This window comes from Syntrophales bacterium, from assembly GCA_023229765.1.
Taxonomy (GTDB): domain Bacteria; phylum Desulfobacterota; class Syntrophia; order Syntrophales; family UBA5619; genus DYTH01.
Window position 1 is genome coordinate 1 of the sequence record JALNYO010000026.1, and the last position, 19,675, is coordinate 19,675.

Consider the following 19,675-nt stretch of genomic DNA (forward strand, 5'->3'; position numbering starts at 1 on the left):
AATTTGTTCGTTTTTAAAAAATATTTCAGCAGCAGAAACAGCTTTCGATAGTTATTGCCCACTGCCGGCCTTGCAGTTGCTTGACGGTTATTTACATGACTTCTCCGGTCGGCTGAATACTGTCATTTTTGAGGTGTCTCTCTATGGATATGAAACGCGATTATTATGAGGACGTTCAGCTCTTCAAGAGCGGGGTAGTGCTCTTCTGGACATCCGCCCTGCTGATCCTCCTTTTCACCTTTCCCCTTTATGCCCCCAATTATTACATATACCTGCTGAATATCATCATGGTGCACGTGATCCTGGCCGTGGGTCTGAATATACTTGCTGGCTCGACCGGGCAGATATCCCTCGGTCACGCGGGTTTTTTTGCGATCGGGGCGTACGGGACCGCCATGCTCATGTCAACTTTCCATATCCCGTTTCTGCTGGCAATTATCATTGCCGCGTTTGTCGCTGCCTTTTTTGGTTTTATTCTGGGGCTGCCGGCCCTGCGGCTGGAGGGCCCCTATCTGGCGATCGCCTCGCTTGGTTTTGGGCTGACGATAATGCATATCATCGGCGCCATGGAAATATTCGGAGGTCGGATGGGGATGAAGACGCCGCCTCTTGATCTGGGAATAAAGCAGCTCGGCTTCAGTCTGCCGGTGACGAATGACCTGCAGAAATATTACCTGATTCTTATAATCGCGATTATTATGGTAGTCGGCGCGGTCAATATACTGAAAACACGCGTTGGCCGCTCCTTTGTGGCGATTCGCGACAGCGATATCGCGGCGGAGGTGATCGGTGTAAATCTACCCATCTACAAAACACTGGCCTTTGCGGTCAGCGCCTTTTATGCCGGCATTGCGGGCGGCCTTTTCGGTTTTATCCTGGGATTCTTTGATCCCTTTACCTTCAACATGATTTTATCGATCATGTTTTTGGTGATGGTTGTCGTCGGCGGCCTCGGCACTGTCTCGGGGAGCATCATGGGGGCGACGCTTATCACCTATCTGCAGTACGACCTGTTTAAAAACATCGCCGAGGTTCCCTATTTCGGGAAGTTCATGCTCTACATTTCCGATAAGTGGTTCACTACCGTAGGTCTCGAAAATTTCAGCAGCATGGCCATTGGGCTTATTATGATCGGAATTATCATCTTCGAGCCGCTGGGAATGTTCGGCGTCTGGATCCGTTTTAAAAAATACTGGATGACCTGGCCGTTTTAGAGATGGATATTTGGTAACTGCTCAGGTGGATAGTCTGTAGGTGTTTAGGATACTTTGATAAAAACAGTTTTATCGGCTATGACTCAAAACTTTTAGAGACTGAAAGCGAAGCTTGCTGTTCATAAAAAATGTTGGGGGTCATTGATTCGTTCTTTGGTAGGGGGGTCGCGAATCGCCCCTACTGAGCATAATTCGGGAAGGTGATAAAATGCCCTTTGGTCAGCTTTTTGTGGAAGGATTGGCAATTGGCGCCTGTTATGGTCTCTTTGCCACGGCGGTGGTAATAATTTACAAGACATCAGAGGTGGTTAACTTTGCCCAGGGGGAGATGGCGATGTTTTCCACCTTTGTTGCCTTTCATATCCTTAATTTTTATGGATACCCTTTTTGGATGGCTTTCCTGATCACGATGCTGTTTTCAATCGTGATGGGGGTTCTTATAGAGTTTCTCTTCCTACGTCCCGCCAAGCATCCGACTATACTGGGAATGATTGTTATTACGCTGGGGGCGGAGATGTTTCTTATGGGACTGGCAAGCTGGAAATGGGGCGCCGAGCAGCAGTTCTTTTCCCTCCCCGTGAATCCCTCGGTTACCTACGAACCAGTAAAGGGGATGATTATCAACAATTGGGCAATCGCTATACTTGCCGTTACCGCCTTCATCATGCTTTTTCTTTTTGTTTTCTTTAAATATACCCGTTTGGGAACGGCGATGCGGGCGACGCAGCAGAATAAAAACGCCGCAAAAATCATGGGGATAAGAACCGAAAGGATGTTCTCCTTCGCCTGGGGGTTCAGCTCCCTGATTGGTGCGATTGCGGGAATGTTTTTTGCCTCCCGGGCAACGCTCGATCCTGCCTTTATGATGGAGCCGTTTCTGCGCGCCTTTGCCGCCGCTGTTCTCGGGGGGCTCATGAGCATCCCGGGGGTAATTATCGGCGGCGGGCTGATGGGGCTAATTGAGAACTATTTCGGGTATTTCTGGCCGGAATGGAAACCGATCATCGCCTTTATAGTCATAGTTCTGGTGCTGTGCTTACGTCCGAGCGGGCTTTTCGCCAAGCATTACATAAAGAAGGTTTAGACTTTTTTAATCATTCGTTGTGCCCGCTCCGGGCATGGGAGTTAAGATAAAGGAATGTCATTGTTTTTTGTCGGACGGAAGTGTGGATAGAGTGAGCCAGCTAACGGAAAATCCAAAACGTTCAAAAAAGGAGGTCACAATCATGGGCAGCAAGAAAATTTTTGTCACAATGGTAGCGTTAGTGGCGCTATTGTCGCTTACGGCTTTGTCATCGGCGGCCAATCCCCCGGGGTTTGACGATAACGAGATCCGCATCGGTCAGTGGGGGCCGCAGACCGGGCCGGCGGCGCCTTGGGGGTCGGTGGCGAGGGGCAGCAAGCTGCTTTTTGATATCGTCAATGAAGAGGGCGGCATTAACGGCAGGAAGATCAAGTATTTTATCCGGGATGACATGTACAATCCCGCCCAGACATCGGCGGTGGTCAAGGAACTGGTCGAGCGCCAGGGGGTCTTTGCCTTTGTCGGCGGCGTTGGCGCTGCCTGCGGCATGGCTGTCAAGGATTATCTTTCCAAAAACAAGATTGTATGGGTTGGTCCTTCCGCAGCCGATGACAACTTCATCAAGCCACTTGATCCGTATTTGTTTGCCGTTTACCCTCTCTACAACGATGAGGCGAGCATCCTTGCGAAATACATCGTCGAAAATCTCAAATCCAAAAAAATAGCTATGCTCTATCAGAATGACGCCTACGGAAAAGATGGTCTGGATGGGGCAAAGAAACGATTGGCTACTTACAAAATGCAGTTTGTAGCGGAAATTCCCGTGGAGCCGACGGAAAAGGATCTGGGATCACAAATCCTGCGCCTGAAGAATTCCGGCGCCGATACCGTCATGATGTTTGTTGGTCCCACTACCGCTGTTATTGCCCTGAAGACGAGCGCGAATGTCGGATTCAAACCGCAGTGGGTTTCCTCGAACACGCTTTCCGATTACCCGCTTATGTTCAAGATTACCGGCGGCCTCTGGGAAGGTGTTATAACGGGCGCTTTCGGAGAGATTCCCAGCTCAACCACCAACAAATACATGGTTAAATACCGTGAGGCGGCCAAAAGGCTTGCCCCGCAGGAGCGCTGGGGGACCTTTTATCTGGCGGGTCTGCTCTTTGCCGACCCGATTGTTGACGCTCTAAAGAGGGCCGGAAGAGACTTGAGCACGGAGTCGCTTTTAAAGGCGTTAAATTCCACCAAAGGACACCAGACAATCGGCCCTCCTGTCACCTGGACGGAAAAGCAGCATCAGGGCACCGATTCGGTAATGATTCAGAAATGCGGGCCGAATGGCAGCTACATTGACCTTCAGGGCTGGACAAAGAACGATCTGGCCACATGGAATAAGTAACCGCGGAGTCCGGCAGCTTTTTGTTGAATTGCAAGATGCTTTTTAGAGGGCAGTGGGAAAATAGCGTTTCCGCTGCCCTCACTTTGGGCAAATAACATTCCCTCTCTCCTTTTGTGGGATGACCAAGGTGGAAACGGATTTCTCTGAAATAGATGCAGGTGCGGAGCGGTTGTATTGGAGAGTCAGAATTAAATGAATGGAATTTCCGGAAATGGATCATTTTAAGGTTGAAAATTTAAGCATAAGCTTTGGCGGCCTGAAGGCGGTCAATGATATCAGCTTCAGCGTCGAAAAGAATTCCATCTTTTCCATAATCGGGCCGAACGGCTCCGGCAAGACTACCATTTTCAACATGATCAGCGGAATATACAAGCCCAGCCACGGCAGTATTATCTGCAATGGGGAAAATCTCGTAGGGCTTTCCCCGGATCACATCGCCCGCAAAGGGGTTGCCCGAACCTTCCAGAACATAGAGCTTTTTGGCAAGGCGACGGTAATGGATAACCTGATGCTGGGAAGGCATCTGCATATGAAAACCGGTGTTTTTGCCGGCGCCTTTCTTTGGGGCAGAGGATCATTTGCCGCAAAAGAGGAGATAGCCAACCGGAAAATAGTGGAAAAGATAATAGATTTTCTTGACCTTCAGTCTGTTCGCAACAGCTATGTGGGGAACCTGCCCTATGGCAAGCGCAAGCTGGTCGAACTGGGGCGGGCGCTCGCGCTAGAACCGCAAGTCCTTCTGCTCGATGAACCATCCGCAGGGATGAACACCGAGGAGAAGGAAGACCTGAATATCTGGATAAAGGATATTCAGGCAGATTATAAGGTTACGATCCTGCTTATTGAACACGATATGAAGATGATCATGGGCATCTCCGACCGGATACTTGCGGTGAATCAGGGGCAGAAGATTGTTGAAGGGACTGCGGCAGTCGTGCAGAGCCACCCGGAGGTTATCAAGGCCTATCTTGGGGAGGAGCGCTGATGCTGAAAGTAAGCAATATCGAAACCTGGTACGATTTGATCAGGGCCCTCCACGGCATCTCTTTTGAAATAAAACAGGGCGATATCGTTGCCCTGTTGGGTTCAAATGGCGCCGGCAAGACAACAACGCTCAAGACGATCATGCGGCTTCTCTATGATTTAAAAGAGGAGCAGCCGGAAAAGGGGACCATTGAATTTCTCGGCGAGCGCATTGATCGCAAAAATACCGATGAAATCGTTCGCATGGGGATAAGCTATGTACCGGAAGGACGAGAGGTTTTTCCGGAACTTTCCGTTATGGAAAATATCCGGATGGGCGCCTATACCAGAAGAGACAGAAAAGGGATCAATGACGATATAGAACGTATATTTGAATACTTCCCGATCCTGAAAAAAAGGTGCGATCAGGAGGCCGGGCATCTCAGCGGCGGCGAGCAGCAGATGCTGGCCATCGGGCGGGCCCTGATGAGCCGTCCCAAATTGCTGATGCTCGATGAACCTTCCCTGGGCCTGTCGCCGCTGCTGACGCAGGAGATCTTCACGATCATTGCCGACATCAATAAGCAAGACGGGGTCACGATTCTGCTGGTCGAGCAGAATGTCAATATGGCGTTGAAGTATTCCAATTTCGCGTTTCTTATGGAAAACGGCCGGATCGTCCGCGCCGACAAGCCGGAGGTTTTGCGGGAAGACGAGGACGTCAAAGAGTTTTATCTGGGGATAGCCAAAGAGGTTTCGGTGAAGGGCTACAAGCGTTATCGCCGCAAGGTCCGTTTCCGGTAAAACGAAAAAGCAGTTTGAATTAAATATTATGCCAATAGGGAGAAAAGCGGCATGCTTATAGATACACTGCCCAAGGCCTTGATTAACATGACGGGCTTGCAGCCGGAAAGGGTGGCATTGCGATACAAGGATCTTGGCATCTGGAAAGACGTCCACTGGTCGGAATATCTGCAAAAGGTCAAATACGTAGCCCTGGGGCTGCACGAACTGGGCGTGCGCAAGGGCGATCATGTATCAATCATTGGCGAAAACAAACCGGAGTGGCTCTACTGCGCCTTTGGGGCGATGTCCGCGGGCGCCACTTTTGTCGGCGTTTATACGACCAATCCCGTCAAGGAGTGCGAATATGTAGTAGGCCATTCCGAGTCGGTTGTCTATCTCTGCGAAGACGAAGAACAATTGGACAAGGCCCTCACCTTTCGCCAGAATACCCCCGCCCTTAAAAAGATGATCGTCTGGGACACGGAAGGATTGCGTGATTTTCATGACCCGATGGTGATGAGCTTTGACGAGTTGCTCGCGCTTGGAGAAAAGATCGACAAAGCGATGCCTAAACTTTTTGATGAACTTATTGCTCTGGGAAAAGGGGAGGATATAGCAGGCATTATCTATACTTCGGGGACAACTGGTCCTCCCAAGGGGGCCATGCTCTCGCATGAGGGGTATCTTTGGGTGGGGCAGAAAGCCACCATCGTTACCCAGGGCAGCCCGGACGATGAAACTATATCATTTCTTCCATTAAATCACGTATATGAACAGATTTTTGATATGATGGTGCATATGACGGTCGGCCACACCGTAAACTTTACTGAAAACACCGACACGGTTATGGCGGACATGAAGGATGTCTCTCCGACGTTGTTTCATGCGGTGCCGAGGATTTGGGAAAAATATTACTCCGGCATTGTCCTGAAGATGAAGGATGCCACGCCTTTTAAAAAACTCGTTTACAAGACATCAATCATGATCGGAGAACGTTACAATAACCAAAAACTGTCGGGTAGTCCGGTTTCGCTATGGTTAACAATTGCTTACCAGATTGCGTATTTTGTAACTTTCCGCAAGCTCAAGGAGCGTCTTGGTTTTGACCGCGTGAAAATTGGTTTTTCCGGCGCCGCGCCGATTTCAGCCAGTATATTGAAATATTTTCAGAGCATAGGAATTCCAATCCGCGAAGGTTATGGGATGACGGAGACCACCGGCATTACCCATATGTCTGAAGAAAAGAACTTCAAGATAGGAACGGTCGGCAGGGCTCTTCCGGAAACAGAGGTCGTTATTGCCGAGGATGGAGAGATTCTTGTTCGTCACAAGGGGATATTCAAGGGTTATTACCGCGATGAGGAGACAACCCGCGAGGCCCTGCAGGACGGATGGATGCATACCGGCGATGTCGGTGAGATTGATCCGGATGGCTTTCTTAAGATCACTGATCGTAAAAAGGATTTGATCATTACCGCCGGCGGCAAGAATATCGCCCCGCAGTTCATAGAAAATCTTTTGAAATTTTCACCTTACATAAACGATGCGGTGGTTATCGGCGACAAACGCAAGTTTGTCAGCGCCATCATAGTAATTGATGAGGAAAACGTGGTCAAATACGCGCAGGATATGAAGGTTCAATTCACCACGTTTGCAAGTTTGACGCATACGGCAGAGGTGATAAATCTTATTCAGGAAGAGATAAACAAGGTCAATGATCAGGTGGCGCGGGTTGAAAATATCCGTAAATTCCGTATCCTCGATAAAAAGCTCTATACCGAAGACGGTGAGGTAACCCCGACCATGAAGGTCAAACGCAAGTTCATCAATGCGCAATATGCCGATCTGATAGAGTCGATGTACAAAGGAGATTAAGGGCAGGGGAGACTGTCCCGAGAAATACCCCCTGCGGGGGAGGGCTATGATGGAGGGCAATTTAAACCCGCTTACCGATGAATATGTCTGCAATTATCTATTATGTTTATAAATTATAAGGAGTTCACATGGTTGATATTCTCTTGAAGGAAAGGACCGAGGAAGGAATCCTGATCCTCACGCTCAATCGCCCCGAGGCGATGAACTGCTTTAATTTTGAACTCCTTGCGGAGCTTTCCGATACAATCCGCGAGGCAAATTTTGACCAAACCCTCCGCTGCATAATTATAACCGGCGCGGCAGGAGGAGACCCTAAAAAATCCTCTTTTTCGACCGGTGCCGACCTGAAGGAGCGCCGCACCCTGAGCGATGATCAGGTGCGCCGTTTTATCTTCACGATCCGCAACACCTTTACCGCCGTGGAGCAGGTGCGTGTGCCGGTAATCGCGGCGATAAACGGATATGCTTTTGGCGGCGGCGCGGAGCTCGCCCTTGCCTCCGATATCAGAATCGCCTCCTCCAACGTAATCATGGGGCTGACCGAGACCAGCCTCGGCATCATTCCGGGCGGCGGCGGCACCCAGCGGCTGCCGAGGATCGTCGGACTTGCGAAGGCAAAAGAACTGATCTTTACTGCCAGAAGGATAGACGCCGAGACCGCCCTCCGGATCGGTCTGGTCAATCGCGTTGTCGAACCGGCGGAGCTGATGGCGGCGGCGCTGGAGATGGCTCGGGAGATAGCGAAAAACGGTCCGATCGGGGTTGCCCAGGCGAAGTTTGCGCTGAACTATGGGACGGAGGCATCCCTTGGCGTTGCCCTTTCGCTCGAATCAAAGGCCTATGATGTGACCATCCCCACCAAAGACCGCTTGGAGGCCCTCGCCGCATTTGCCGAAAAACGGAAACCGGTATTCCGGGGCGAGTAACTAAAAGCGGCTAAAGTCGCGCCGCTGCGGCGTTAGTTGTAAATCTCCAAGAGTACTGGTCAGCGGCCGCCGAGTTCCTTCTCCAACTGCCTGACGACATCTCCGATGAAATCGTGAAATCCCCAGCCGATGCCGTCGGTCATCCGTTCCACTCTCGTCAAGCGATCACGAAGCTGTGGATACATCTCCCGCGCCTCAGCGTGCAGCAGGTCGGCAAGCTCCTCCAGTGCAGACTCCACGCTGTCGTAAAACCGTTCGTCGATATCCCCATACTCGCGGGTGAATCTGGCGCCGTTTTCCACATAAGTCATCAGCAGTTCCACCGTACCGGCAAGGTTGCACGTGGCCTTGCGGTAATCGCAGATCGCCTTGCGCGCCTCTCCTAACTTCAGCTTGCCATCGCCTCGTGCGGGAAAGAACTGCGCCACAATCTTGGCCCGATACTTCTCCAGAGCCTCGCCGCCGCCCTCTCCGGTCTGACAGCGGGCATGGATAAAGTTGCGATTCTCATCGGAATTTTCATAAAGGTCTTTCACCAGGGCGAGCAGCGCGGGTTTCTCCCAAGTGGCTATTTGTTGGCGGGTCGCGCTCCAGCCGCCCGGTTTCTTGGTAGTATTTTTCATGATTTGAATCCTCCCGATTGGACGCGTTTTAAGGCGGGCAATAATTCAAACGGAACGGTACTACCTTGCCCATTTTGGGCAGGTTACTTTGATGAACTCATCCATTTGGCCTGTAAATCGCTCGTTCCCTTTTTGTTTTTGCCAATTTCTGAGAACAAAATCGAAGCATTCACCGGCTACGTCAGATGCCCAATCCCGGAATTCGGATTTTGCTTCCTTGTCAAATCTGTAAAGTCCTTGAAGAACTCCCATGCAATATAACTTCTCCTCCTCGTGCAGTCCAAGGTTATGATATCTCATGATTTGGTCGCTAAATGGGTCAATCTCCTCCTCAACCATTTCCATGGCCATGTCTTCGGGAGAGGTGTATCCATCGCTGTGCGAACCGGACCTATCCCATAACTCATGTACGTCGATTGACTCCAAAGCGAAAAACAGGTCCTCGGCAATCTCATCAGGATCGACCGGGGCTAGTAGTTTTTCCGCCTCGCTAACAATTATCTCCCTAACATCACTTCGTTTCTCCAAAAGCACCTTTAATATGTGGAAAGCCTGATCCGAAGTAATGTTGGCCAATATGTCTTTCAAGTATTCCTCCTACTCTGGAAGGGCACATCTCTCTCCTTCCGGCGTGCCTTCGGCTCAATTACATACAGCCAGCAGTCGCTGGACTTGCCCGGCAACTTGCAAGGTGTCAGTATCGGCCAATTCCCTTAGCCACTACGTTTTTATGATCTGCTTTGGCTTCCGTGCCGGCGGAAGATAGTTATCACCGGTAATGATGCTTTTACCCGTTTTGGATTCCAGTTGCAGGCGGGCGCTTTTTGCTATCCGGCCGCCTTTAATTCCGGCCTCTTCGTTTTCGGGCATGCCGGTGGCATTGACGCTTTCGGCAATTTGCCGTGTTGACAGTTCTGCCAGAGCCGTAAAGATAAGCTCCGCTTCAGTCATATGATCACGCAGATTCTGTGTTTTAAGTCCTTTGATGCCTTTGTGTTTCTTCACTGAGACACCACTCCATTCCTGATGAATGATATTCGTGAGAATAGCGTACTCATCTTCTTTGGTGATTTCATGTTCTTTCCAGTAATCGGTAAGCTTGTTGCGGGTTTCCTGCCCCATCATGCGTTGCTGGATCCACTTCTCGCTTCTGCCGTGCTGCTGCCAATATTCACGGGCACGGTCCAGCGAACGGGCAGGGTCGCTCATATCCTGCAGGCGTTCATAACCGACTTTTGCGAGCCAGAGCTTGATCGGCTCTGCCTTGGGACTCGGAACAGATTGTATCAGGCGCAAAAGTGTTTCCGGATCGGCAACGTCGGTAAGGCGCATCTTGCCGTCTTCTGCAACCATCTTCAAACGGTTACATTTTGTAACCGTTTGACTGCCTTCCTTGTTTAGTCGATTTTTCAACACTTTCCAATAGTTTCTTGCCGCTTGATAATCCGGCTGCTGGATCAGAGCCGCGACAATATCGACGACTGAAAAATACCACCTTTCATTCTCCTCGTCGTAATGACGTCGGATTTTATAGCTTTCAAAAACGGCCAAGGCAATATCATTCATGGATTTTATCCTCCTGATTCTTTTTCACGTCTCTTTGCCCCAGACGCCAGTGAACGACTCCACGCTGTCATAGAACCGCTCGTCAATGTCCCCAAATCCGGCATTGAGAAGAGGGTTCAAGACTTGGTGCCCCGCTGCCGGTGCGCGCGTTGATGGTGTCAATGACGATATCCAGGATCGCCTTACGCAGCAGTGCAGCACGCTCGCTCTCCAGCATCAGCATAACCAAGTTCAGAAAGGCACGGAAGTCAAAGGTGCCGATTATGGGCGTTTTGATGTTAACGAAATTCATTTCGTTAACATCCATCGTGGAAATCGATGACTTTAATGTTTTCAATCGGTTATCACGTATCACCTCGTACCCGTTTTGGCGCAGTTCGTCCCCGAATTTTTCGATGTAGTTGTCCACCGTGCGGGGAGTCACCTCGAAAAAGGAAGCCACCTGTTCCTTGAGTACAACGCTCTTTCCTTCAAAAGGGATGCCGCTGATCCGGGTCGCCTTCTCGATCTCCTGGAGAGCGTAAGGGTTGTTGAGAATGTTCTGGCGGTGGACGGACGAGTTGGTCAGGTCTTTTGTCATGGCCGAATCTCCAACATCTTGTTAATAATACGCATTCAATTTTCTATTTCATCTGCCGGATCGCACTTCCGGCCTTGGTTTTAAACCCCTCGAATTCGAGGGAATTAAAATCAGGGTTATTGAGCCGCTTCCAGAATCAACCGCTTCAGCGAGACAACCACGGCACGCCCTTTCTCTGTAAGTCGGTACTGCTGGAGACGACTATTGGGTTTATCGGGAATGGTGTATTGGATCAGATCCGCCTCCAGCGCAGGTCGAAGGTAATCGTTCGCGAAATGCATGCGGTCTTTGAGTACGAGCGTGCTCATGAGCTCGGCACGGGACATATCACCGATCAAAGCCTCCAGCAGCCGACTGACTTGCGGGGTGACTTGCGGGGTCAAAGCATCAGCCAATTCCGCCAACTCTAAATCGGCTACCTCCAATGCCGCCGGATGCACCGGCAGGTGTACCATAAAGTAGCTATGGTCTTCGTCGAAGTCAAATTCGGCAGGAGGCGAGCCGTTGGCCTTCATGGCAGCGATGATCTTGGGAATGCCGGTGGAACGGACTTCGGTGAACTCCAGCTCCTTCAGGAACTCGCCGATGCGCCGATTCCGGTAGCGTCGAGGCATGGCCTTTCCGACCCGAAGCTGCTCCAGGCGCACGGAACGGTCGGGACCGGGGTAACTCAAAACCACCAACTCGTCATGCATAATGCGGATTTCCACCGGCTCCCGGACATCGTAGCCGCGGTGGTAAACGGCATTCACCACCGCTTCTTCAATGGCGATGTAAGGAATATTCTCGACGCGGGAGGACTCGGCGCGCCCCGGATGCTTGATGACGGTTTCGCTGACAAAGTTGCGCTTGATGTAATCCAGCGCGTCACGGGTCATCCGCGGCAAAGGCCCCTTGAATATCTTTTCGGAGAACTTGTTGCCGCCCGGTCCTTCCTCGGGGAACCAGACCACGTCAATCTGCATCATTCGCTCCTTTTGCCCGGACGGTACTGGAGCCTTTGCGGATGAAATAGCCGTACTCTTTATCGTTCTTGCCCAACTTGAGCTTTGCCCTGTACGGGCGGGTCTGGCCACCCGGCGCCCAGATCAGAAGGATGGTGCGCCCGTCGATTTCATAGGGTACGACGATAGCGTGGTAGTCCGGCTGGATGGCGCTGTGTCCGAGGTTGAGAATCCCCTTCTGGATGGCGTCTATGCTGCCGGGGTCAAGCCCTTTGGGCGACAAAACCGGCTGTCCGCTCTTCTCCCCAACCCCGACAACGATATAGCCGCCGCCCAGATTGTGGAAGTCGTTGGCAAAGGCGCAGATCGTATGCAGCGTGCCGAGGGGGTTCCACCCCTCCTTAAACTCCGGTCGCTCCCATTCGACACTCTTGCCGCGGAGCAGTTCATGGACATTGATCGGTAATGGCATTCAGGTTCCCTCACAATCGCCCACCGTCCGGCAGGAGGATGTAATCCCATGCAGGGCCATAGGTAAAAATGGGGGGCGCTTCCCGAATAAAATCAGTCTTAATGATAAACATGAGGAAGCGTCCTTCCATTTCCAAATTATGGCGAATTCGTCATTCTTAGAAGTCGAAAACTGGAGACACTATACTGGTCTCTGCAATAACTGGTATGGATATCCCCAGATTTACACATGTTTCCGACAGGTTCCAGGAGCGAACCGACCAAGCACTCGACGTGACGGCCGGTAGGGATTCGCTGCACCTTATTTGTTCTGCTTCATTTTTCTGCTCGATTGTCGCGGGGAAGCGTCCCATTCCTGAGACGGTTTTCATATGACTCCTCCTCCTTGCAACGATTGATGATCGTTGTTTCTTCAATTGGTTCTCCCATCGTCCAGTAAAGTAATCCATCTTCGGCGAAGTAGGTGAGAACGCGTTGGTAAAAGCTCTGCTCTATACCGTGTTGACGGATGTGGCGGGACAAAGCTTCGAAGAGCACTCTGTCGACCCGGTCTCGAACCAGATACTCGTGGGGCCATTCCGGCATTGTCTTGGCAAAAGTCCATTGCGAGGATTCGATGAACTTCCGCAAAGCATCTGGCAAAGCAATTGAATCATTCATTATTCGCTCGCGTCCTCAAAGTTCAAGAAGAGCAATTTCTCTCGTTCCTCGTCGTTCTTGAAGCAGAAGTTCCATCGCTCCTCCATGAACTTGAGCAGATTATTCCCTCTATCCCTGATTTGACCAGGTCCCCATGAAGGGTTTTTGGAAGAAACTTCGATCTCCGAGTGGGAACCGTTGGAATAACCGTTGCGGATCTTCTTCCCCGTCGAGTCGTACTTGACACACTTTTTGTCATTAAAACGGTCGTTCTGGAGCGACGCATTGATTGACATTGAGAGCAAGAGCAAATTGCCCAATGACGCTCTGTAAAGCTGACGGTGTTCATTTTCGATAGCGACGAAGGAAGAAGCCCACTTGTCGGTCTCCGTCTGCGGGTAAATGTGCTCGATGGAAAGCTTGTCTTTCTCCGTTTTCAGAAGATCACTCCACTCGACCTTCTTTGGAAGGCCTTCAGAGAGACTCGTTTCATACTCGTAGAGGAAATAACGTAGAGCAGGCCACCCGTAGTAGCCGGAACCCCCTTTGAACTTCTTGAAGAGGCTGTTGTAGAAATCACTGATCCTGAACGTCTTATCTTCGTTCAGGGTATAAGACAGCCTCTTCTCCAGTTTCATAATAATATCTTCCGGTGTGATGCGTTCGTGGTCGTCTTTGTTGTACAACTGTCTGGCGGCATTATAAAATTCGCTGCTCCCGTAATTTGCCATTACGGAGTTCATACGGAAAATGACGAAAATGAATCGCTCGATTTTCTTGAAAATACAGATGCGTGCGGTCTCATTTTTTTCTTTCTTGAGAACAGACATGACCAACGGTCTGAAATAGCCGATACCGATTCGGTTGAGGCGATCAATCCATTGTCGCTCATCAACAGACATGCCCGTTGCGAGGTCGGGATAGAAAGAATTGAACCAATGAACGGCGGAATCCTTCAAGCTATTTGCAAAGTTTTTGATTTCCGTTGGCTGTAGCTGAGCTAAGGTTGTGATCGTTCCATCCTCAGCATCGTCTCCGTTCTCATAATCGGAGTCGTCTATGCCTTGCTCGGATTGTATCTCTTCTGGTGTTTCCAGAAGCACCTCCCGTGCAACTTTTTTGAGAACCTTCTTTGGTGTGAACTGCTCATTCAGCAGGAAACGGATGTAATCTTGTCCGGTTTTCCGAGAATATTTATAAAACATTATCCAGTGTGCTCGCAGGAAGTCGTTATCGTTGAGAGGACGTACCTTGTTCCTGCCAAGCTGGCGATACACCTCCTTCCACGCGTCGTTAATGGTCTCTCTCAGATTCTTCCTTGCTGCAGCGTCCAGTTCCTCGTCGCTGTAAAGAGTGGTCAGGTAAATCAGACGATTTTTGAGTAGTTCCAGATCTGAGAGCTTCTTGCCCCGGTTATTCATGGTTTCGAAGGCGACAAAAACATCAAACTCATCTTTGATTACATATTCATTGAAGAGGAAACGCCTGGTCAGCTTTTTATATACGTCTCGGAGTCCTTCAAATCCTTCCTGCTCATGCAGTTCTTGAAGTTGTTCGGTGAAGTAAGTTTTTGCATTACTTAGATTGAGCGTGTAGAAGGTTTCTTCCACGCATCCGCCACCCTCCTCGCCAAAAATTCGGAACTGCAGGTAATTTTGAATAGCGATGTCGCTCTCGTAACCGAATATGTAGGTGCGATATTGGTAACCATTGGGTTTGATCCTGAAAAGATATCGACTTGTTAAGTCCAGTACGCTCAGGCTTTCGGTTATGTAGATATTCTCATCGGGTTTTCCATTATTCTCGGGCAGGGCTTTGATGAAATCAACAAAAGCTTGCAGGAAGATGATGAACGTGGTCAGACGCTGCTGCCCATCGACGACGTGATAAACATGATAGGCATGGTCATCTACCAAAAAAAACTCTTTGTCGCCTTTCTCAATATCGCTATCCGGGATTTGCTTCAGGGTAAGTACGCCGGTGTAATGTGACCGATTGTCGGAAAGATTGAGCAGGTCCTCCCAAAAATCCTTGAGGTGTTCTCGTCGCCAGGCATAGCCCCGTTGATAGTCGGGTATGCGGAATATCTTCTCTTTGAACAAACTGTCGAGGGATTTTGGCTCTTCCATTTCAATTCCTTCTTAATGAATATAACCATTTATTAACTTGCCCTTTTACTTGATGTCCGTTATCAGACACACTTGGGTGCCAGCTTCGATAGGCATGAATATGCCGGACTCTATGCTATGTCAAGAACCAAAACGGCAGAAACTTCTCGAAAATCTGGGACATCCGTACTGGTTCCTGAGCCATAGGGCTTCAGGGTCTCGTGGCCGCCCAGGCCGGAGCGCATGAGTTTGGCCCAGCCATAGCGGGCAAACTCCCCGGCGAAAAATTTGCGCTTGCCGCCAAACTCCTCGCTCTCGACGTCCATGTCGTCCATGAACTTGTAGATCAGGGCAATGGTGATCTGCTCGACCTGGCTTTTGGGATCGGGCACCTTGCCGACGAGGATGTCGCGGGCGGTGTCGATGCGGCGTTTGGTGTCGGTGTCGAGCATAGTTGTTGTTATTCCTTGATTTGTTTCAGTGCGGGCGCTGTGGTGAGTACCTGCATCTGGCGGATGGCGATTTCGTTCAGGCGTTTTAGACGGTCGCTCTGCGGGAGACCCATGTGGATAAACTCGGCGTTCATGCCCTCGATATTAGCCAGCACCAATAGCTGTTCGATAGTGGCATACTCGCGCATGTTCCCTTCAAGCTTGGGATTGACGTCCCGCCACTGTTTGGCGGTCTGGCCGAAAAGGGCGACATTTAAGAGGTCGGCCTCGCTGGCATAGGTGATGGCTGCTTGGGCGGAGGTTATGACCGCGGGAATGAGGTGCTCTTTGATCGCGTCGGTATGAATGTGGTAGTTGAGCTTGGAAAGGGTACGGTTCAGGTTCCAGGCGAGTGACAGGCGGCGATTTTCATCTTCCTTGAGACGCTGGAATTCCTTGATGAGGTAGAGTTTGAACTCAACCGATATCCAGGAAGCGAATTCAAAGGCGATGTCCTTGTGTGCGTAGGTGCCGCCGTAGCGTCCGGTGTGGGAAACGATGCCTATGGCTTTTGTCTTCTCTATCCACTGTTTCGGGGTCAGGGCGAAGCTATTCAACCCGGCCAGCATTTTAATTCCGTCGAATTCGACGGAATTAAAATCAGGGTTGTTGAGCTGCTCCCAAATACCGAGAAATTCAACTGTATTACGGTTTCTGAGCCAGTTGCGCACAAGGTCGTCGGAGCGGTCGGCGTTCTTGACACGTGCGATGTCTGTAAGGCAGATGAAGTCCGTTTCCTTCTGCGACAACACCGTGATAGCAGTGCCCTTTACTTCGATGGTTGATTTCCTGGTCTTGTCCATGGATTCCTCCTTTACACTATGCGGCGAACTGGTTCAAGGAGGCGTAGTCCTTGACGTAACTAGGGATGAGCGTGCGGTACTTCTCCTGCACGGCGCGGAAGTCGCGGGTGGAAGGATTGGTTTTGTCAAACCGCCTGAGGTAGTCGCGGGGCGTGGCGGTGAGGCCGAGCTTATAGCCGATGAAATAATCGAAGACGGCGCGGGCGTTGCCGCCGATGGAGCGGTGCGCTTCGTCGGAGATGACCAGGTCGAAATCGGTCGGCGAGAAGAGCCTCTGGTATTTGTTGTTGAAGAGCAGCGACTGCACCGTGGTCACAACGATTTCCGCCCGCCGCCAGTCGTCGCGGTTCTCCTTGTAGATGATTGTCTTGAAATCGGAGGACAGTAGCGCCTTGAAGGCCTTCATCGCCTGATCCTCCAGTTCGAGGCGATCCACCAGAAAAAGCACGCGCTTGGCATTGCTGGAGCGGAGAAACAGTTTGATTACAGCGGCGGCAACAAGAGTCTTGCCGGTGCCGGTGGCCATCTCGAATAGGAAGCGGTCTTTGCCCTCCTTCACGGCTCGTTGCATGGCATGAATAGCCTTCAACTGATAGGGCCGCAAAAAACGCAGTTTGTTGGCACAGATGTAGCCGGGACGTTCGGCCTCGTTCTTCCACGCCGCTGCGGATTGGTAGTTCGGGCTCTGGGTCAGCACGATATAGTCGTCGCCGACCTGGTCTTCTATGAGGCGTTGCGGGTTGGGCGTGACCTGCCGGTAGCCGATCACCGACTCCGGCGTCGGAAAGGACGTGATGATATAGGGGTTGCCGCGCTCCAAGTCCCAGAAGTAGTGGAGATTGCCGTTGGAGAGGATGACGAAGCGGCAGTTCTGGGACTTGGCGTACTTGCGGGCCTGCTCCTTGCCGGCAAGCGGGTTCTTGTCCTCCGCTTTGGCCTCTAGAACTATGAGCGGGAATCCTTTGGCGTCGAGCAGCAGAAAGTCAATGAATCCCTTGCTCGTCTTCTCGAAATTCTCGCCAAGCGCTTCCAGATCGGATGACTTGATCGTCACACTGGGCTCGAGGCGGATGTTGGCGGGCGCGTTCCCTTCCGGAAAGAAACGCCAGCCCGCCGCTTCGAGCAGCTTGTTGATTTTTATACGGGCTGTAGCTTCCTTATATGCCACTCGCTTCCTCAGTATCGCCACGGTTGGTCAGGCGCCATAACGGTCTTTCCCCTGCCCCCTGATTCCGGGGAAATCTGCGGAAGGAACCGCTTGCTGTTTTTACGATGAAACAAACCAGCCGAAAAGCGGGGCCACTCAATCACTTAATATGCAATTTGTCAATGAAATTAGGGGAATTTAGGGGATGATTCTGAAATTTTATATTACCTATTAGGTAATTGCAAAACTCCCTTTCTGTCATTCCCGCGACGCTTCTGGGCGGGAAAGCGAAGCTTAATCATAATCCAGTTTGTAACTCCCTAAAATCATGGATGCCCGACAAGAGCATTCGGGCATGACGAAACGTTTTGCAATTACCTCCTATGGAAGCAAGACGGCCTCGCGCCATTTGCGCACGGAATTTACCAGAAATATCTGCTTGGCGTTTTTCAGATCATTGATTGATATTATCTCTTCAGTTATTTTGTCCTCGGCCAAAAGTTGCGCCCGATACACGCCGTTTAAGAGTCCGCAGCTCACCGGTGGGGTAACAAGCCTTCCTTCTTTTAAAATTACCACATTGGCGATGCACGATTCGGTGATCTCGCCTTTCTCATTCCATAGAATTACGTCATCCGCGTCAGGGAAGGAATTTTTTGCCTGTTCGTAAACCTCCCGCCTTGTTGTTTTGTGGAAAAGAAAAGGATTGCGGGAAGAAACTGGTTCTTTTGCGAGTTGTACCCGCACAGAGCCGCAGGTTGCAGGTTTTTCCAGAGTTACGGCTTGGCATTCAATCTTTCCATCCTGTGCCAGCAGAAGGCGAACGCGGTATTCTCCCGAGGAGAGGCCGGAAACCGCCGCATGCAGATTTTCGAGTATTTGGCGCTCAGCGAAAGGATAGATGAAGTATTCCGCTGCGTCTTTAAGGCGCTCAAGATGCCGTGATTGCAGAAAGAATCCCTCTGCCGGCGTCCAGAGGAGTGTTTCCAAAAGGGAAAAGGGAACAGGGGAGACGGGGTCAAGGATGACTCTGGCCTTGGTCAGGCACTCCTCGTACTCATCGTCTGTTGTCGAATCCCAGACGATGCCGCCGCCGACTCCGTACTCCGCCCGTCCCGTGGCTGTATCGATAAGGGTTGTCCGGATTGCCACATTGAAAAGCGCGCGACGTCCCGGTCCATAGTAACCTATTGTTCCTGTGTAAATATTGCGCGGCGCTGTTTCCAGCGCGGCGATGATCTCCATTGTTTTGGCTTTGGGGGCGCCGGTGATCGAGGCGCACGGGAAAAGCGCCTTCATTATTTCGGATAGAGAGGCGGCTGTGACGGCTTCCACGGTTGAGGTCATCTGCAGAACCGTCGGGTATTTTTCAATTTCATAAAGACGGGGAACATCTACCGAGCCGAACTCCGCTATTTTCCCGATATCGTTGCGAATCATGTCAACGATCATCACGTTTTCCGCCCTGTTTTTTTCTGAATTGTGCAGAAATAATGAATTTTCGCTATCTTCAGCGGTTGTTCTCCCCCGGGGCGCGGTTCCCTTCATCGGTTTGGAAAAGATGCGTTTCCCTTTCAGCGAAAAAAACAGTTCAGGGGAGGCGGAGCATATATAATAAGGAGGGGCCTCTATAAAAGCTCCATAGCGGGCGTCTCCGCAGGCATTGAGAAAAAAATTCCACGGGTCTTCGTGAAATTTGCTCCATAAACGAAGGGTGTAATTCACCTGATAGGTGTCGCCGGCCGCGATATGCTCCCTTATCCGGGCGATTGCCTGGGCGTATTGCTCCTGGCTGACAGAGGGGCGCCATCCTTCGAGAGGATAAGCTGAGCCTGCTGCTGGCATTTTTCGGATGATTGGCGGATGTTTAAAAATCCCGAAACAGGCCAGCGGAAAAGCTGTCGCTGGCTGGGTGTGCAACGCTGAGTCAAATGCCGCAGAGGCTTCATAACCTATCCAACCCGCGGCAAAAAAACCCTTGCGCTCCACGAAATTGTCCACTTCCGCCAAGAGCGGAACCACAGCGGAAAGAGTCTCCGCCTTGAGAACCGCAAGGGGATTGGAAAACTGAAGCCATTGCCCAAGGTCTTGATCGTGCAGGATTATGTTCACCATA

The 19,675-nt window shown here is 50.9% G+C and carries 19 protein-coding genes; 7 read left to right on the forward strand and 12 right to left on the reverse strand.

The annotated features are described in order from the left end of the window. The first annotated feature begins 143 nt into the window (after positions 1 to 143). The 7 genes from M0P74_12630 to M0P74_12660 all read left to right on the forward strand — a co-directional run bounded on the left by M0P74_12630 (position 144) and on the right by M0P74_12660 (position 8,187). The gene (locus tag M0P74_12630; GenBank protein MCK9364429.1) at positions 144 to 1,214 is read left to right on the forward strand and encodes a branched-chain amino acid ABC transporter permease; all 1,071 of its coding nucleotides are present in this window, start codon (positions 144 to 146) and stop codon (positions 1,212 to 1,214) included. Positions 1,215 to 1,422: 208 nt separating this feature from the next. After that, the gene (locus M0P74_12635) at positions 1,423 to 2,298 is read left to right on the forward strand and encodes a branched-chain amino acid ABC transporter permease (GenBank protein MCK9364430.1); all 876 of its coding nucleotides are present in this window, start codon (positions 1,423 to 1,425) and stop codon (positions 2,296 to 2,298) included. A 142-nt stretch (positions 2,299 to 2,440) separates the two neighbouring features. Beyond that, positions 2,441 to 3,637 (forward strand): ABC transporter substrate-binding protein, encoded by a 1,197-nt coding sequence (locus M0P74_12640; GenBank protein MCK9364431.1) that lies wholly within the window; start codon positions 2,441 to 2,443, stop codon positions 3,635 to 3,637. 196 nt (positions 3,638 to 3,833) lie between these two features. Beyond that, positions 3,834 to 4,622: an ABC transporter ATP-binding protein gene (locus M0P74_12645; GenBank protein ID MCK9364432.1), complete on the forward strand. Its 789-nt coding sequence runs from the start codon at positions 3,834 to 3,836 to the stop codon at positions 4,620 to 4,622. Beyond that, complete coding sequence (locus M0P74_12650; GenBank protein ID MCK9364433.1) at positions 4,622 to 5,404, forward strand: ABC transporter ATP-binding protein; 783 nt, start codon at positions 4,622 to 4,624, stop codon at positions 5,402 to 5,404. The genes M0P74_12645 and M0P74_12650 overlap by 1 nt, the downstream gene beginning before the upstream one ends. Positions 5,405 to 5,455: 51 nt before the next feature. Then, complete coding sequence (locus tag M0P74_12655) at positions 5,456 to 7,261, forward strand: long-chain fatty acid--CoA ligase (protein ID MCK9364434.1); 1,806 nt, start codon at positions 5,456 to 5,458, stop codon at positions 7,259 to 7,261. Positions 7,262 to 7,389: 128 nt separating this feature from the next. Next, complete coding sequence (locus tag M0P74_12660; GenBank protein ID MCK9364435.1) at positions 7,390 to 8,187, forward strand: enoyl-CoA hydratase-related protein; 798 nt, start codon at positions 7,390 to 7,392, stop codon at positions 8,185 to 8,187. A gap of 59 nt (positions 8,188 to 8,246) precedes the next feature. On the opposite strand, the gene M0P74_12665 is transcribed toward M0P74_12660, so the two are convergent. The 12 genes from M0P74_12665 to pabB form a co-directional block, all read right to left on the reverse strand. Continuing rightward, positions 8,247 to 8,810, reverse strand: a complete 564-nt coding sequence (locus M0P74_12665; protein MCK9364436.1) for a hypothetical protein — start codon at positions 8,808 to 8,810, stop codon at positions 8,247 to 8,249. Positions 8,811 to 8,870: 60 nt separating this feature from the next. Continuing rightward, entirely contained in the window at positions 8,871 to 9,398 is a 528-nt protein-coding gene (locus M0P74_12670) for a hypothetical protein (GenBank protein MCK9364437.1), read from the reverse strand. A gap of 132 nt (positions 9,399 to 9,530) precedes the next feature. Next, positions 9,531 to 10,376 (reverse strand): hypothetical protein, encoded by an 846-nt coding sequence (locus M0P74_12675; GenBank protein ID MCK9364438.1) that lies wholly within the window; start codon positions 10,374 to 10,376, stop codon positions 9,531 to 9,533. Positions 10,377 to 10,458: 82 nt separating this feature from the next. Continuing rightward, a complete protein-coding gene (locus tag M0P74_12680; protein ID MCK9364439.1) occupies positions 10,459 to 10,956 on the reverse strand; it encodes a hypothetical protein in 498 nt (165 codons plus the stop codon). Between the two features lie 116 nt (positions 10,957 to 11,072). Then, on the reverse strand, positions 11,073 to 11,924 hold the full coding sequence (locus M0P74_12685) for a hypothetical protein (GenBank protein MCK9364440.1): 852 nt from the start codon (positions 11,922 to 11,924) through the stop codon (positions 11,073 to 11,075). Next, on the reverse strand, positions 11,911 to 12,372 hold the full coding sequence (locus tag M0P74_12690; protein MCK9364441.1) for an ATP-binding protein: 462 nt from the start codon (positions 12,370 to 12,372) through the stop codon (positions 11,911 to 11,913). The genes M0P74_12685 and M0P74_12690 overlap by 14 nt, the downstream gene beginning before the upstream one ends. A 314-nt stretch (positions 12,373 to 12,686) precedes the next feature. Further along, positions 12,687 to 13,031, reverse strand: coding sequence for a hypothetical protein (locus tag M0P74_12695; protein ID MCK9364442.1), 345 nt, complete (start codon positions 13,029 to 13,031; stop codon positions 12,687 to 12,689). Further along, positions 13,031 to 15,139: a DUF262 domain-containing HNH endonuclease family protein gene (locus M0P74_12700; protein ID MCK9364443.1), complete on the reverse strand. Its 2,109-nt coding sequence runs from the start codon at positions 15,137 to 15,139 to the stop codon at positions 13,031 to 13,033. The genes M0P74_12695 and M0P74_12700 overlap by 1 nt, the downstream gene beginning before the upstream one ends. 110 nt (positions 15,140 to 15,249) lie before the next feature. After that, on the reverse strand, positions 15,250 to 15,570 hold the full coding sequence (locus tag M0P74_12705) for a hypothetical protein (protein MCK9364444.1): 321 nt from the start codon (positions 15,568 to 15,570) through the stop codon (positions 15,250 to 15,252). Between the two features lie 8 nt (positions 15,571 to 15,578). Then, entirely contained in the window at positions 15,579 to 16,412 is an 834-nt protein-coding gene (locus M0P74_12710; protein ID MCK9364445.1) for a KilA-N domain-containing protein, read from the reverse strand. A 16-nt stretch (positions 16,413 to 16,428) separates the two neighbouring features. After that, positions 16,429 to 17,580 (reverse strand): DEAD/DEAH box helicase family protein, encoded by a 1,152-nt coding sequence (locus tag M0P74_12715; GenBank protein MCK9364446.1) that lies wholly within the window; start codon positions 17,578 to 17,580, stop codon positions 16,429 to 16,431. Between the two features lie 360 nt (positions 17,581 to 17,940). After that, a complete protein-coding gene (gene pabB, locus M0P74_12720; protein MCK9364447.1) occupies positions 17,941 to 19,674 on the reverse strand; it encodes an aminodeoxychorismate synthase component I in 1,734 nt (577 codons plus the stop codon). Position 19,675 lies beyond the last annotated feature (1 nt).

Excerpts from the sequence above, each read along its gene's own strand:
- pabB (MCK9364447.1), bottom strand. The coding sequence starts at position 19,674 with ATGGTGAACATAATCCTGCACGATCAAGACCTTGGGCAATGGCTTCAG.
- M0P74_12665 (MCK9364436.1), bottom strand. The coding sequence starts at position 8,810 with ATGAAAAATACTACCAAGAAACCGGGCGGCTGGAGCGCGACCCGCCAA.
- M0P74_12640 (MCK9364431.1), top strand. The coding sequence starts at position 2,441 with ATGGGCAGCAAGAAAATTTTTGTCACAATGGTAGCGTTAGTGGCGCTA.
- M0P74_12635 (MCK9364430.1), top strand. The coding sequence starts at position 1,423 with ATGCCCTTTGGTCAGCTTTTTGTGGAAGGATTGGCAATTGGCGCCTGT.
- M0P74_12700 (MCK9364443.1), bottom strand. The coding sequence starts at position 15,139 with ATGGAAGAGCCAAAATCCCTCGACAGTTTGTTCAAAGAGAAGATATTC.
- M0P74_12655 (MCK9364434.1), top strand. The coding sequence starts at position 5,456 with ATGCTTATAGATACACTGCCCAAGGCCTTGATTAACATGACGGGCTTG.
- M0P74_12690 (MCK9364441.1), bottom strand. The coding sequence starts at position 12,372 with ATGCCATTACCGATCAATGTCCATGAACTGCTCCGCGGCAAGAGTGTC.
- M0P74_12705 (MCK9364444.1), bottom strand. The coding sequence starts at position 15,570 with ATGCTCGACACCGACACCAAACGCCGCATCGACACCGCCCGCGACATC.
- M0P74_12680 (MCK9364439.1), bottom strand. The coding sequence starts at position 10,956 with ATGACAAAAGACCTGACCAACTCGTCCGTCCACCGCCAGAACATTCTC.
- M0P74_12675 (MCK9364438.1), bottom strand. The coding sequence starts at position 10,376 with ATGAATGATATTGCCTTGGCCGTTTTTGAAAGCTATAAAATCCGACGT.
- M0P74_12650 (MCK9364433.1), top strand. The coding sequence starts at position 4,622 with ATGCTGAAAGTAAGCAATATCGAAACCTGGTACGATTTGATCAGGGCC.
- M0P74_12645 (MCK9364432.1), top strand. The coding sequence starts at position 3,834 with ATGGAATTTCCGGAAATGGATCATTTTAAGGTTGAAAATTTAAGCATA.
- M0P74_12685 (MCK9364440.1), bottom strand. The coding sequence starts at position 11,924 with ATGATGCAGATTGACGTGGTCTGGTTCCCCGAGGAAGGACCGGGCGGC.
- M0P74_12695 (MCK9364442.1), bottom strand. The coding sequence starts at position 13,031 with ATGAATGATTCAATTGCTTTGCCAGATGCTTTGCGGAAGTTCATCGAA.
- M0P74_12660 (MCK9364435.1), top strand. The coding sequence starts at position 7,390 with ATGGTTGATATTCTCTTGAAGGAAAGGACCGAGGAAGGAATCCTGATC.
- M0P74_12710 (MCK9364445.1), bottom strand. The coding sequence starts at position 16,412 with ATGGACAAGACCAGGAAATCAACCATCGAAGTAAAGGGCACTGCTATC.
- M0P74_12630 (MCK9364429.1), top strand. The coding sequence starts at position 144 with ATGGATATGAAACGCGATTATTATGAGGACGTTCAGCTCTTCAAGAGC.